Raw genomic sequence first — 14,135 nt, forward strand, 5'->3', positions numbered from 1 at the left:
TGCGCCGCCATCGCCCCATTCACCTGACGCTCCCTCCCTGTGGCCATCAAGCCGATTCAGATCCTCATCAACGCCAAGGACAACGCGTCCTCGGTGTTCGACAAGCTGCAGCAGCGCGTGATCGCCTTCGCTGCGCTGATGGCCGGGTACTTCGGCATTCAGGCCTTTGCCGGATGGATCAAGGGCGGTGCCGACCTCGAGCAGGCACTCAGCCGCGTGCAGTCGGCCACGGGCGCAACCGCCGCGGAAATGCGTCTGCTGCGCAAGGCGGCTGTCGATGCTGCGGCAGACACCCGTTTCAACTTCACGCAGCTGGAGGCCGCGGGCGCGCTCGAGAACCTTGCGAAAGCCGGCCTCAGCGTCAAGGATGCGATTGCCACTTTGCCCGCTGCGATGCAGCTCGCCCGCGCCGGCGACATCGAGCTTGCGGGTTCGGCGGAGTACCTGACCAAGATCGTCAACGGTCTGGGTCTGTCGTTCACCGAGTCGGGGCGGGTGGCCGACGTGCTCGCAAAGGGCGCCAACGGGACGAACACCAGCGTGACCGGCCTGGCGCAGGCGCTCAGCTACGCGGCGCCCCTTGCGAACACGCTCGGCCTCGGGCTCGAGTTCACTGTTGCGATCATCGGCAAGTTCGCAGACGCAGGCATCGACGCCAGTCGCGCGGGCACAGCCCTCAACAGCATCCTCGCCCAGTTCTCCGACCCTGCCAGCAGGTTCCGCACGGAACTGGCCGCGGCCGGGATCACGTCGACCAATTTTGAGAAGGCGCTGCACGAGCTGGCCGCGGCCGGGCCGGCGGGCCAGCGTGCTATCGCTGCGGTAGGGCAGGAGGCGGGTCCGGCATTGCGTGCCCTGCTGAATCAGGGTGTCGGCAAGCTCGATGAGTTGAAGAAGTCGCTTGAGGATGCCGGCGGCAGCGCTGCGGCGACGGCGGCCATCATGCAGGCCAATCTCAACGGCGCGCTAGCGAGCTTGCGCACGGCGTGGGATTCGGCGACCAACGCACTGGCCACGCCCGTCCTGCCGGTGCTGAAGGAAGGCGTCGAGCAGCTCGCGGGGGCGCTGCGTGCGGCGGTTGCAGACGGCACCATCGGGCGCTTTGGCTCGGCCATTGCGTCTGCGTTCCAAAATGGCATGAAGTGGGTGCGCGAGTTTCTCGGCACTGTCGACTTCGCCGCCGTCGCAGAGCGTGCACAAGCCTTCGCCGAACGTATCGGTGTGCTGCTCGACAGCTTCGGGCAGAAGGCGCAGACCACCGGCAACATCGTGCAGGCGGTCTGGGGTGTCATGGCTGGCGGCGCGAATGTTGTCCTTGCGGCAATGTTCAAGATCGCGGAGGGCATGGCGAACGTTGTCAGCGCCGTGCAGTCGGGGCTTTCGGCCATCATCGGTGGCCTGGCGAAGATCACTTTCGGCGATCTTTCGACGGCGTTCAAGGCTGCTGCCGAAGAGGTCCGCCAGTCGGCCGAGGCCACAGGCGCGGTCGCCGATGCGTTTGGGGAGAAGGCCAGCGAAGCCTTCGACCGCGCGACCGAAGGCGCGGAGCAGGCGCGCGCCGGCTGGGCGGGCCTGACCGGCAGCGCCGAGACGACGACGGCAGCGGCCACCAGCAGCGCCGCGGCCTTCACGAGCATGGCCGCCGAGATGAAGGCGGCCGGCGACACGGCACAGGAAGCCGGCCAGAAGGCCGCCAGCGGCGCCGAAACGCAGCGGGTGAAGGCAGAGGAAGCCCGGGCCACGGTCGAGCGTCTGCGGGCCGAATACGCGCAGGCCATTGCGACCAAGAATCTGGAGCTGGCGGCGCAGAAGCTTGATGAGCTGAAGAAGGCGAACCTCGCGGCAGCCAGCTCGGCCAAGGAGAACAGCAAGGCCCAAGAGCAGGCCGCGCTCGAGATTGCCGCGGCGTTCTCGCGCGCGGGCATCGAAACGAAGGCATCGCTCGAGGTTGCGGCACAGACGGCGCTTCGTGACTTCGAACTCATTCGTGACAGCGGGCAGGCGACGGCCATCGGGTTGGGCGAGGCATGGAAGCGCGCCGCCGAGGCCGCGATTGCCGCTGGCAACGGTGTGGCACCTGGGTGGGTGCAGGCACAGGCCGCCATGCGCGGGTTCGAGGTGGTGCTTGATGGTGCGGGCCGTTCCACGGTCAAGCTGCGCGACGCGCAGAACGATGCGATGCAGTCGGCCTTCGGCCTGGCCGGCGCGCTGCGCGAGGTCACGAACGCCCGCGAGCGCGACATCGAAACGCGCGAGAAGGCCAACGCCCTGAAGGAGCGCGAGAACGCGCTGGAGAACAAGCGGCTCGGCCGCGACGCGAGCGGGTTCTCGACCGACAAGAACGGCAAGACCGTGAACGCGGGCAGCGACCTGGGCACTCTGACCGGCATCGCCGCGTTCCTGAAGGCCGCCGGCGTCAGCGACGAGAAGAGGGCGCGCGCCATCGCGATGGAGTTCGCCGACACCAAGGGCGACATCCCGTTCTTCAACAACCCGGGGCAGAAGAAGTATGCGGACGGCGGCACGCTGAGCATGGCGCTGCTCAAGGCGGCCGAGAAGGAAACCTTCTTCGGCAACGGGCAGTCGCCCACCGCCATTCCCGTACCGCAGTCCAACCGCACCGTGAATCTGCACCTCAACCTCAATGGTCGGGACTACGGAACGGTCAACACCGATGCCGCCGGTGCGGATGCCATCGAGGATCTGCTCGCGCAGCTCGGCGCCGCGGCTGGCGCCTCTTCCAACCGTCCGGGCAAATAGACATGGCTGCACCCGCTTTTCACACGCTCGCCGGCCTGCCGGTTCCGCGCGGCATGGTCTGGTCTGATGAATTCGGATGGAGCCGCATCGAGAAGAGTCTCGAGTATTCGGTCACCGGCGCTGCGTTGATCGATGCCGGCGTGCGCCTGGCCGGCCGCCCGATAACGCTGCAGGGCGAAGTCGAGGCCGGATGGATCAAGCGCGGGGCACTCACTGCGTTGCAGGCGCTGGCCGACTCCGCTCCCACCGGCACGCACGCGCTTGTGCTGGCCGATGGCCGCAGCTTCTCCGTGCAGTTCGCGCCTGGCCTGCCGGTGGAAGGCAAGCCCATCGCTCGCCCCGAGTTGCCCGTCGAGAACTACCCCTACGTCGCCACCGTGCGGCTCATCACCGTTTGACCATGACCATTCTCGAATCCGACATCAAGCTCGTAACCACGCAGGTGATGGATGACGTGCCGGAGGGCGGCGGCGCGCCGACCTCGAACGTCATTCCCGATGGCGCTGCAAATACCGTCTTCAAGGACATCTCGGCCGTTGACCGCGCGCAGGGCGACGTGTCGATCATGAAGATTGCCGCGGTCATTCAAACCTTGAACACCGACACGGCGCTCGGTGGCGTCGTCATCATCTCGCGCCCGCCGGCTGACCCGAAGGTGAGTGCGACCCTGTTCGCGACCGGCGACTTCTTCGACCGCCGGGCGAGCATCCAGAACCGCATCGAGGCCTACACCTCGCCGGGCGAAGAGTTCAATGGCTATCTGCTGTCCAACCATGTGCAGGGGCAGCGCTCGCTGCAGATCTTCCAGCGACCCGGTGCCACGCCGCCGAACATCAACGGAACGCTGCAGATCAGCGGCGGCGGCAAGGTCGAGTATGTGCGTGTCGCGGACGTGGCCGTCGAGCAGCGCACCTACAGCTACAGCACCGGCGGTACGTTTGTGGACTACCCGGCGCAGGTGTGCGTCTGCGAGCTGGTCGACGGGCTGAAGAACGACTACACCGGCACGCCGGCGAACCGTCTCTTCGAGCGCACCCCCACCGCGGCAGCGATCAACAAGATGCTGGTCGCCAACGCCTCGAAGTTCTACGGGATTTCCAAGCTCGCGCAGAACGTCGCAACCGGGGACCTGTCGGCCGTTGTCGAGCACATCGACACGCAGCTCGTGCCGAGCGCCACGACCGAGATTCCCATCGTGGACACCAGCGCGGCGGGTTCGGCAACCACGCTTGTTGCGTCTGACGCCGGCACGGTGTCGCTCACCACGGGCGTGGTCTTCGGGCCGAATTCGATCATCGTGGTGGGCAACCCCGTCTATCCGGGCTCGCTTTCGGTGGCTACGACTGCCGGCACGCTCACTGACGACGGCGGACGCCTGAAGCTCGGCGCCCTGACCATCGGCAGCGTCAACTATGCCGGCGGCTCGATGGCCTTCGCGAGCGATGCGCCGGCCATCGGCGGAAACAAGACGATCACCTTCCGGCCGGCCGGCGCGCCCATCGAGCTGGCCGACTCGGCGTCCATCATCGTGACGGTCGAGAGCCGGCGCATCAACTATCCGCTGACCATCCTGCCGCCGCCGGCGCCCGGCTCGCTGCGGGTCGCTTACCGTGCCGGCGGCAACTGGTACGAACTGGCCGACGACGGCGGCGGTCGCCTGTCGGGGGCCAGCTCCAGCATTGGCAGCGGCACCGTGGACTATGCGACGGGCACGGTCTTGCCTACGCTCGGCGTGCTGCCGGACGTGGGCAGCGAGGTGATCTACACCTGGGCCGCGAAGGTCAACTACAAGGACCGCAGCGGCACGCTCACGTCGGCGCTGTCCATCATGCTGGCGCTCGACAACCAGGCGGCCGAATCGGGCACGGTGTCGGTGGACTGGAACGACGGGGCCGCGCGCCATGCCAGCGACAACGGCAGCGGCGCGCTCACCGGCGACGCCACCGGCCCGGTGTCCTATGCAAGCAGCACCATCGAGGTGAGGCCAAACGTGCTCCCGGGCTCTGCGGTCGCCTTCACGGTGGGCTACAGCCACGGCGAGCCATCCTCGAAGACCTTCGCGGCGCCTGCGCGCAATGTCGATGGCTCGATCACGCTCAATTTGGGGCAGACCAACATTGCGCCGCGTTCCCTCGCGCTCGACTGGAACCTCGTGCTCCAGTCCACCGGCGGCGTGCCGGCCGATCAGTGGGTGCCGCAGAATTTCGCGGCCACCAAGACGGTGACCGACGACGGCGCCGGCAATCTGAAGGACGGGCTCGGCGTGACCTTCGGCACGCTGGTCTATGCCACCGGCGTGGCGACCTTGTTCCCGGAAACTGTCGTCAGCGTGGCCGTACCGCAATGGGCCGTGAACCCGCAGGGCGTGCTCGGCACAGTCCTTTCGCCCAACCTGCCGGGCTTCTATCGCAACACGCTTACCGGCTACACCTATGCGGTGCTCAACGCCTCGTTGCCGGCGGACTCGTCGGCGCTCGTGACGGCCAATTTCCGAGTGGCGGGCGCGGGTTCCACGAAGACGCAGGTTTTCAATCAGCCGAAGCTCTCCATCAAGCTGCTGCCCAACTTCAGCGAGCCGGGCGTGCCTGGCACGGTGAATTTCACGCTGGGCGGCAAGACCTATTTCGACCGCGCCGGCGCCCTGTACACCGACCTCGACCCGGCGACGGGCGCCGCCACGCTGGCCGGCACCTACGACTACGCCACGAACCTGGCTTCGCTCAACACTTGGCCGGCGACGGCGTCGAGCACGGTCGTGGTGAACAGCCTGCTGACCACGCTCGACGGCCAGCCGGTGGAGTACGTCGTCTTCCGCACGCCGGTGGCACCGATCAGCCCGGGCTCGCTGCAGTTACTCGCCACCAAGCTCAACGGCGGCACCATCAACGTGACGGCCGATGCCGCCGGCTTCCTCAACGGCACGAACGTGCACGGCACCTTCGACCATGCGACCGGTGTCGGCAAGGTGCGCTTCGGCGACTGGGTGACCGCGGCGGGGAACGAGAGCGCCATCTGGTATTCGCCCGATGCGGTGGGCAGCGACGGCAAGATCTGGAAGCCCGTGCCGGTGTTCGCCAGCACCATCCGCTACAACGCGGTGGCCTTCATCACCTTGCCCGTCGATGCCACGCTGCTGGGCCTCGACCCGGTGCGCCTGCCGGCCGATGGCCGCGTGCCGATTTTCCGCAAGGGCGAACTCGCGGTGATCCACAACACCAAGCGCCTGCCACCGGCCGTCGTCGCGAACGGGCAGACCCTGAGCGCAGGGCGTGAGCGGCTGTCCCGCGCGCGGATCATCGGTGCCGATGGCGTAACCATCGAGACGGGCTACACGCGCAACCTCGATGCCGGGACGGTGACCTTCACGGACGTGTCGAGCTATGCGCAGCCGGTCGAATATGAGCACCGCATCGAGGACATGCTCACCTTGTCCGATGTGGGCATCGATGGGCGCCTGGCGTTCGCCGGCCGCATCTCCCACGACTACACCGCGGGCGACAGCTATGTGAGCAGCGGTCTGCGCATGGGCGACGTGAAGGCGCGCGTGTCGCTGCTGTTCGATCAGCAGGCATGGACGGGCCTGTGGTCGGACAGCCTCGTCGGCAGCGCCGCCGATGCGACGTTCAACGACATCGACCACCCGATCACGGTCACCAACAAGGGCGCCGTGACCGAGCGGTGGCGCATGCAGATCAACAACGGCGGCAACACCTACAACCTGATCGGCGAGCACCTCGGGCAGATCGTGACCGGCCAGAGCCTCACAGCCGACTGTTCGCCGCTCGGCCCCTCGGGCGTGCCCTACATGACGATCCCCGCGGCCGGCTTCGGCTCCGGCTGGCCCGCCGGCGCGCTCGTCCGCTTCAACACCATCGCCGCCACTTTTCCCTTCGTGCCCATCCGCACCGTGCAGATGGGCGCCGAGACGGTGCTCGATGACAGCTTCGAAATTCTGGTCCTCATTGGCGTGGACCGCCCCTAACGAGAGAGCGAGAAAGAGAACATGACTTCAGTTGTCGATACCGGCGTCAAGAATTTCAACAGCACCATGACGGGCGCGCCCGTGCTCAATGGCACGGCCGGCTCGCTGGTGGCGCTGCTCGATGCGGTGCTCGTGAACGGCTTCGACCTCAAGAGCGCCAACAGCCTGACGGTGGCCGGCGGCGTGGCGACGCTGGGCTTCACGGGCTCGCACAGCGCGCAAATGGATTCGGTCATCGTCGTGGCGGGCAGCAGCATCGCTGCGCTGAACGGCGAACAGAAGGTGACAGCCATTGGCGCGGGCGTCGTGAAGTTCGCGACCGCCGCGGCGGATGGCGTGGCCTCGGGGACGATCACTATCAAGATCGCGCCGGCCGGCTGGGAGAAAGTCTTCTCGAAGGCGAATGTCGGCGTGTATCGCAGTCTCGATCCGGCGAGCACGAAGATGCTGCTGCGCGTGGACGACACGGGCACGACTATCGCCCGCGTGATTGGCTACGAATCGATGACAGACGCGGACACGGGTGTGGGTCCGTTCCCCATTGCCGCGCAAGTTGCAGGTGGCGGCTACTGGGGCAAGAGCACGGTGGCCAACGGCACAGCCAATCCGTGGGCAATCCATGCGGACTCTCGTCTTTTCTATTTCTCTCCTGCGGTGGGGGTTGCCACCGCGGCGGCGAACGTGGGCAGCGAGACCCGTTTTTTTGGGGATATTTTGGCGGCGAAGCCAGGGGGCGATGCCTACGCTTGTGGGCTGTCCTATTCGACAGCCACCACCGCCAACGCCATCCCAGATGGAGCTGTTTTTTCTGGTGGCTCCACGGCCGGTACGGCATTTCCTCGGTCTTACACGGCGCTGGGGTCTGCTGTTGTGCAGACTATTTTTTCCTATGTAGGCAACCAAGGCAGCCCCCTCGCTTCCGGCAAGGACAACACATTCGGGTCTTTTCCCAGCGTCATCGACGGGGCGATGCGCCTCTCAAATAAGTACGTCACTGCGGGCACCGTATCACCTGTCAGGGGCGACATGCCCGGCATCTATCACGTCCCGCAATCGCAGGTGTACGACACGTTCAAGCAGCTTGACAAGGTCCCCGGTTCCGGATCTCTCGCAGGCCGCGTGTTGCAGGCCGTCTCGTGCCGCGATGTGTCCACTGGACCGACGAACGCTCCTTTGTCCGGTAACACCGGAATTGGATTCATAGACATCACAGGGCCGTGGCGCTAACGCGATGGCAGCACATCGTTACTGGCGCGTGAAGGTCGTAGCCGCCTATGCAGGCGGGGCGCTCACGTTGAGTGAAGTTCAGCTTTTCAACGAGACCACGCGCGTGGATGCCGCGGCAACACTGAGTAGCAACGTCGCCCCGACATCCGGGACATTGGCGAACTTGAAAGACGACAGCCTGACGACCGAGGCGTCGTGGGCGGTCGCCAAGGACGTGGTGTTGGTATGGGATTTGGGGTCCGGCGGCGACGTGGATGTGACCAACATCCTCTTTGGATCGGCCGATAGCAGGCTCGTGTTTCCTGCCGTCGCGGTGCTGCAGTGGTCGGACGATGGCGCCGCCTGGTCCGACCGGTATCCGACAGCTTTCATCGGCATCAAGTGGCCGGGCGTGCGGACCAAAACCGCGAACACCATGCGCGCGATCCCGGGCCAAATGCGTTTCGACAAGGATTGGCGCGATCTGAGTATTGCTGGAGAGACGGTGTTCTCGTCAGCGCCGGGAAGCCACGTGGCGGTGAACGGATACCGCATGCAACTCAGCACCGCGGCCGTCACGGACTCAAAAGTGCGGTTCGCGACCATGCCGTCCATGGCGGACGTGGACATCACGCTCGTCGCCAACGTGCAGGGTGAACCGTGTGTTGTGTTCCGCACTACGTACTGGGGGGCGGCCAACGATAGCTATGGCTATGTGGTCGGTCTTGGCGCGGGAAACGTGTACATCAGCCACGGTTCGAACAACGCCACGCCTGTCTATACGACCATCGCAGCGACCCCGCACGGGCTATCGGGGTCTGGGGATTGGACCCTGCGAGTGTCCATGGTCGGGTCGACGTACAAAGTCTATGTGAATGGTGTGTTGAAGCTGACGGGTACCGACACGACCTTCGCCGGAGCTGGCGAAGTCGGGGTGCGGACGTACAACAGCACTTCCTACTTCAATTGGATTCAAGTCCGCGAGGCGGAGGAAACGCACTCACTGATCGAGCTTGACGCCGCGTACGTGCGCACATCTGAGCTCGTTCGTGTTCCCTCGGCCATGAGCATCGTCATGCCCTACGGTTCGACGAAGGCACAGCCCTTCTTTCGAGCACGCCCGGACTATCTCACCGGGGTGCGCGGTCAAGGCGTTGGCCGCGTGCGAGGCGTCACGCTCGACTACGTCAACCCGCTCAACAAGCCGTATCGGTGCCGCGTGCGACTGGTGCGCGAAGCCGATGGCTTGGTGATCCGCGAGCAGTGGAGCGCGGCGGACGGCAGCTACGACTTTCAGTATGTCGACGAGCTGCAGAGCTACACCGTCCTGGCGTACTACCTCGACCATGGAAAGCGCGCTGTCGTCACGGATGGCTTGAGCCTTGCCAATGGCAAGGTGGAGCTGATGCCATGAACTTGCTCGCCATCAATGCAATGTTGGGCGGGCCTGGCCTGCTCGCGTACCTGGGCACCGGGGCGCGCTTCCTGGCGTGTGGAGGCGTGCAGCCGGCCGAGGGGGGCGCCATTGCGACGCTGCTCGCCTCGGCCGCGCTGGCGCTGCCCGCCGGCACCGTGGACAACGGGCAGCTAGCGCTCACGCAGGCCGACAGCGCGGGCGACCTGGCGCTCGCGACTGGCATTGCGACCTGGGGCCGCGTGGAATTGGCGGACGGCACCTGGGTGGCCGACTTCAGCATGAGCGGTCCCTCGGGCACCGGGCAGGTGAAGCTCGTCGTGGTCAACCCGCCCGAGGGCGACCCTGAGGCGAAGCTCTATCAGGGCGGAACCTTCTTCATCGGCGAGGTGGTCTTCGGTGCTTGAGGACCTCATCTTCCGGAAGCCGCCTCTCGACGGGCCGCCGAACGTCCTCGTCTTCGGCGAGCCCGACGCGACCGCCACCGCGGCCTACGCGCTCGGCCGCATCCCGCTGCCCGCCTTCATGGTGTTCGGCGCGGCCGTGGTCACGATGCCGCCCTATGCGACCGCCGGCGGATCGATCCCGCTGCCGGCCTTCATGGTGCGGGGCACGTCGAGCTACTCGAGTGGGGTTTCGCGCCCGCTCGTGGGCAAGGTGTCGGCCGGCTGGCAGATCGCGCAGCAGATTGAAGGCGGCGCGCTGGCGCGGCACCAAGGCGCTGAACGCGCGCGTGCCTACCGCGCGACCGCGTGGCAGAAGGCCGCACCGCTGGTCGTCGGCGTTGCGCCGGCCTGGCAGGACGTGCTTCGCACCAGTAGCGCCGCGGCGCTGCGGCATCAGGCGGCCAGCCAACTGGGCGCCGCGGTCGTGCTGCGCCATCAAGAGGCGGTGCGGGTGCGCACTGGCGCCGCGGCACGCTGGCAGGAAGCCATGCGCGTGGCAACGGCGCCGGTCGCCATTCGGCATCAGGGGGCCGAGCGGTTGCGCCGCGGCGTGCGAGCGCGCTGGCAGGAGGCCGTGCGCGCCGAGCAGCGACATGAGGCGGGCTTCGGCGCCGCGGTGCAGCTCGACATCGGGCGCGTGTCGCGGTGGCAGGCCGCCATGGCGCCGCTACCGGGCCGCGCGGTCAACGAGCCGCCGGTCGAGATCCCTTGCTATGTGCCCTCGACGACGCTCGTTTTCAGCGAGCGGCAGAAGTACAGCACGACGCTCATTTTTGTTTGCGAGCGGCATGGGTCGCCGCCCGGCACCGGGCAGACGGTTGTCGTGCCCGTCTTGGAGGTCTATTCCGTGGAAAACAGCATCGCGCTCACGCGCGTGGACAGTGGCGACATCATCGAAGCCCGGGGGTTCTCGATGTCGCTCGATGCCGACTCGTGGACCTGGCAATGGAGCGCCACGCTGCCGGGCTCGGCGCTGCCGCTGGTACAGGAGGACGGCAACGGCGATCCGGCCGAGCTGCTCGCGATGGTCAACGGCGTGCCCTATCGGCTGGTGGCCGATGTCCCCGCGCGGGAGCGTCGCTTTGCGCGTGCCGAGGTTCGCGTGCGGGGCAAGGGCCGCGCGGCGCTGCTAGACCGGCCGTATGTGTCGGAGCAGCACTTTGCCTCCGCGGCAGGGCGCACGGCGGCGCAGCTCATGGCACTGGCGATGACTATTAACGGGGTTAATAACGACTGGGCCATCGACTACCGGATCGGCGACTGGTTCGTGCCCGGGGAAACCTGGGCCTTTCAGGGCACGCCCATCGCGGCCGTGCTCGACATCGCCACGGCCGCCGGCGCCATCGTGCAGCCGCACAACACCGACCCGACGCTGCGCATCCTGCCGCGCTATCCGGCGGCGCCATGGATGTGGCACACGCTCACGCCCGACTACGTGCTGCCCGCCGATGTTGTCTCGGTCGAAGGCATCGAATGGGTCCGGCGGCCGGCCTTCAACCGCGCGTTCGTCTATGGCGCGTCCGGCTCGGGCGTGCGGGGCGACATCACGCGCAGCGGCACCGCAGGCGACTACGCGGCGCCCATGGTCGTGCATCCGCTCATGACGCACGCCGATGCCGTCATGCAGCGCGGCGTGGCGGAGCTGAGCAACACGGGCCGGCAGGCGCACGTCAGCCTGCGCATGCCGGTGCTCGCCGAGACAGGCCTGATTCTTCCCGGCTCGCTCGTGCGCTACGACGGCGGCGATGCCACGCGGCTGGGCTTGGTGCGCGGTGTCGCGCTCGATGAGGCCTGGCCGACCTTGCGGCAGACGCTCACCGTCGAAACGCATGTGGAGGCCTGAGCATGAGCCGCAATCCCTACAGCGTCTTTCTGGATCTGCTGCCGCCCAAGCGGCTGGTGATCGCGACCGTGACCGGCATCGATGGCGATGTCGCGCGGCTGGTGCTGCCCGGTGGCGGTGTGCTGACGGCGCGCGGCGTGGGGCCGCGCGTGGTCGGCGCCGAGGTGTATGTGCGCGACGGCGTGATCGAGGGCGATGCGCCCGCCGACATGCCGCCCGTGCAGTTCGAAATTTAGAGAGACATCAATGGGCGATTTCATCCAAGTATTCACCGAGCTGAAGGGCGTGCTCGGAGGCGCCGGCGCCGTGGCCGTCGCGGTGGCTCTCTATCTTTGGAATCAGCGCGGGCAGCGCCAGCTCGAGGGCGCGAACACCGAGGCGAACGTCTCGGCCATCGCGCACTGGCGAAGTGTTGCGGAGCGCTCCGACGCTGCGCTTGTTGCCATGACGCTGCGGGCCGACAAGTTCGCCGAAGAGCGCAATGAAGTGCGCGAGGCCTTCGCACGCATGGAAGGGCAAATGGCGGAGATGACCAAGCTGATTGCACAGCAGAACTCTCAGCTCGAGGCACAGAGCAAAAAGTTGGAGTTGCAAAGCGCAGAGATGCTCGGTCTGCGGGACCAAGTTCGAAAACTTCAGGAGCAAATTCATGCACCCCGTTGATAGCGACCTGTCGCCGCTCGAGCCAACCAAGCGACTGCCCCGTTCCATCCGCCATGTTTTCAATGCATGCGTCGTGATTGGCGGCCTTCTTGGAGGTGGCGTGAGCATCGGCTACTTCGTCGGTGTGCAGCAGCAGCGGCAGGCGTCCCTCGAAGAGATCGCGAGACTTCAGAAGGCCTATGGGCTCCGCCTTGAAAGCGCTGCCGGCGCCGTCTCGGACGCAGCAAAAGCAACGTCGAGCGCAGCAGAAGCGGTGGGCGAGGCGGCCGACCAGGTGGGAGCCGCGGCCAAGACCGCGACCTCGGCGGCAATCACAGCCAAGGCCGCAGCCAAAGCCACCACTGCGCCGGCGCCGCCACCACCAGCCGCCGCGGTGAACAACACCATCAAGCGGGCGAACGAGAAGCTCCAAGGGGGTCGCCCATGAGAAGAGCAGCGGCCGCCCTGTTGGTGTTGGCGTTGCAGGCGTGCGCGACGCAGCCGCCCGTGGCGCGCGACTGTCCGCCGCTCCCGACGCTTCCGACGAATCCCACTACCGCGCAGAGAAGCCAGCACACCGAAGCCATCGTTGCGCTGTACCTCCGCTGTGCCGGCGTCACGCCATGAACCTGAACAACCTCACCGCGGCGAAGGAGCCGAGAAAGCCATGATCGATGTCCAAACCCTTGTTGACTGCACGGGCGCCACGCGCGCCAATTCGGAGCGCTACGCGTGTCATCTGAACGATGGCATGAGCCGCTTCCGTATCACGTCGGCTGCGGTGGCTGCGTGTTTCCTCGGCCAAGTGGCCATCGAGTCCGAAGGCCGCGAGGGTCGACTTTCGGCGGTGGAAGAGGGTCTTAGCTACACCTCTGCAGACCGGCTTCGCGACATCTTCCCGAGCCTGTTTGTGAAGGGCGGGTATCGGGCGGAGGACTATGTGCGAAAGCCCGCTGCTCTGAGCAGCTTGCGCTACAAAGGTTTTCATGGCCGCGGTTTGATCCAGCTCACCTGGGAGGCGGCCTATAAAGCAGCCAGTGATGCGCTGGACTTCGACTACGTGGGCAATCCGGCACTCGTGCTCGAGCCGATGCACGCCGCGCTTACGGCATGTTGGTTCTTTGCCGAGTACAAGGGTTGCCTGCCGGCGGCAGAGCGGGGCGATATCTATGAGGTCACCGGGCGCGTGAATGGCCCGGCGCGCCTGAAGCTCGCGGAGCGCAAGGCGATCACTGCGCGTGCGTACAAGGTGCTGAGCAAATGAAGTTGCTCGACATCGTGCCTTCGTGGCTGTGGGCGCTGCTGCTCGCGCTGGCGCTTGCCGTGGTGGGCGTGGAGCGCACGCAGGTACTGAAGGCGAGGGCGGCGGTCGCCAAAGCGCAGAAAGCCCTCTCCGACGAAAAGCTCGACCGCCAGGCCGAGAACACGCGCCGCGCGCTCGCCGCGCTCGATGACCTGCAGCGCGTGCTTGCGATGCAGGCCTCCCATGCCAAAGCCCAACAGGAAAACGTCAATGCCTACGAAAAGAAACTGGCCGTGCTCGATGGCCGCCGCCGCGCTGCTGCTGGTGATGCTGAGCGGATGCGCCAGCAGTTCGCCGCCTTCGCCGCCCGTGATCGGGACGAAGCCGCAAGCGACCCCGCTGCCTGCCAGCGTGTCGCAGATCGATCCGCGGTCCTCGGAGACCTGGCTGCGCGAGGTGCAGAGCTACTTGAGCGAGGTCGCATCGTTGTTGAGCAGCGAGACGCCCAAATAGGGCTGCTGCTCGGGATCGTCGGCAATGACCGCGGACTTATGGCGCCGAAGCCGCGATGAAGGCGGGTTGAACCGGGTGGGTTCAGA

Annotated in this window: 12 protein-coding genes; all 12 read left to right on the forward strand. The window is 66.4% G+C overall.

Annotation, left to right across the window (positions count from 1 at the left end; genetic code table 11):
- The first annotated feature begins 39 nt into the window (after positions 1 to 39).
- The 12 genes from QHG62_RS06545 to QHG62_RS06600 all read left to right on the forward strand — a co-directional run bounded on the left by QHG62_RS06545 (position 40) and on the right by QHG62_RS06600 (position 14,108).
- Positions 40 to 2,760 (forward strand): phage tail tape measure protein, encoded by a 2,721-nt coding sequence (locus tag QHG62_RS06545; protein WP_281150060.1) that lies wholly within the window; start codon positions 40 to 42, stop codon positions 2,758 to 2,760.
- Between the two features lie 2 nt (positions 2,761 to 2,762).
- Complete coding sequence (locus tag QHG62_RS06550; RefSeq protein WP_281150061.1) at positions 2,763 to 3,158, forward strand: hypothetical protein; 396 nt, start codon at positions 2,763 to 2,765, stop codon at positions 3,156 to 3,158.
- 2 nt (positions 3,159 to 3,160) lie between these two features.
- Positions 3,161 to 6,742: a hypothetical protein gene (locus tag QHG62_RS06555; RefSeq protein ID WP_281150062.1), complete on the forward strand. Its 3,582-nt coding sequence runs from the start codon at positions 3,161 to 3,163 to the stop codon at positions 6,740 to 6,742.
- Positions 6,743 to 6,763: 21 nt separating this feature from the next.
- On the forward strand, positions 6,764 to 7,969 hold the full coding sequence (locus tag QHG62_RS06560; protein ID WP_281150064.1) for a hypothetical protein: 1,206 nt from the start codon (positions 6,764 to 6,766) through the stop codon (positions 7,967 to 7,969).
- Between the two features lie 4 nt (positions 7,970 to 7,973).
- On the forward strand, positions 7,974 to 9,362 hold the full coding sequence (locus QHG62_RS06565) for a hypothetical protein (protein ID WP_281150065.1): 1,389 nt from the start codon (positions 7,974 to 7,976) through the stop codon (positions 9,360 to 9,362).
- A complete protein-coding gene (locus tag QHG62_RS06570) occupies positions 9,359 to 9,769 on the forward strand; it encodes a hypothetical protein (protein ID WP_281150066.1) in 411 nt (136 codons plus the stop codon). The genes QHG62_RS06565 and QHG62_RS06570 overlap by 4 nt, the downstream gene beginning before the upstream one ends.
- Positions 9,762 to 11,651, forward strand: a complete 1,890-nt coding sequence (locus tag QHG62_RS06575; protein ID WP_281150067.1) for a hypothetical protein — start codon at positions 9,762 to 9,764, stop codon at positions 11,649 to 11,651. Before QHG62_RS06570 ends, QHG62_RS06575 begins: the two co-directional genes overlap by 8 nt.
- A 2-nt stretch (positions 11,652 to 11,653) precedes the next feature.
- A complete protein-coding gene (locus tag QHG62_RS06580; protein ID WP_281150068.1) occupies positions 11,654 to 11,887 on the forward strand; it encodes a hypothetical protein in 234 nt (77 codons plus the stop codon).
- 10 nt (positions 11,888 to 11,897) lie between these two features.
- Positions 11,898 to 12,314, forward strand: coding sequence for a hypothetical protein (locus QHG62_RS06585; RefSeq protein ID WP_281150069.1), 417 nt, complete (start codon positions 11,898 to 11,900; stop codon positions 12,312 to 12,314).
- A gap of 100 nt (positions 12,315 to 12,414) precedes the next feature.
- Positions 12,415 to 12,741, forward strand: coding sequence for a hypothetical protein (locus QHG62_RS06590; protein WP_281150070.1), 327 nt, complete (start codon positions 12,415 to 12,417; stop codon positions 12,739 to 12,741).
- Between the two features lie 219 nt (positions 12,742 to 12,960).
- Entirely contained in the window at positions 12,961 to 13,557 is a 597-nt protein-coding gene (locus QHG62_RS06595; RefSeq protein WP_281150071.1) for a glycoside hydrolase family 19 protein, read from the forward strand.
- Positions 13,554 to 14,108 carry a hypothetical protein gene (locus tag QHG62_RS06600; protein WP_281150072.1) on the forward strand — a complete coding sequence of 185 codons (555 nt, stop codon included), beginning with the start codon at positions 13,554 to 13,556 and terminating at the stop codon, positions 14,106 to 14,108. Before QHG62_RS06595 ends, QHG62_RS06600 begins: the two co-directional genes overlap by 4 nt.
- The last annotated feature ends 27 nt before the right edge of the window (positions 14,109 to 14,135 follow it).

Source organism: Variovorax paradoxus, from assembly GCF_029919115.1.
In the GTDB taxonomy this organism is placed as follows: domain Bacteria; phylum Pseudomonadota; class Gammaproteobacteria; order Burkholderiales; family Burkholderiaceae_C; genus Variovorax; species Variovorax paradoxus_O.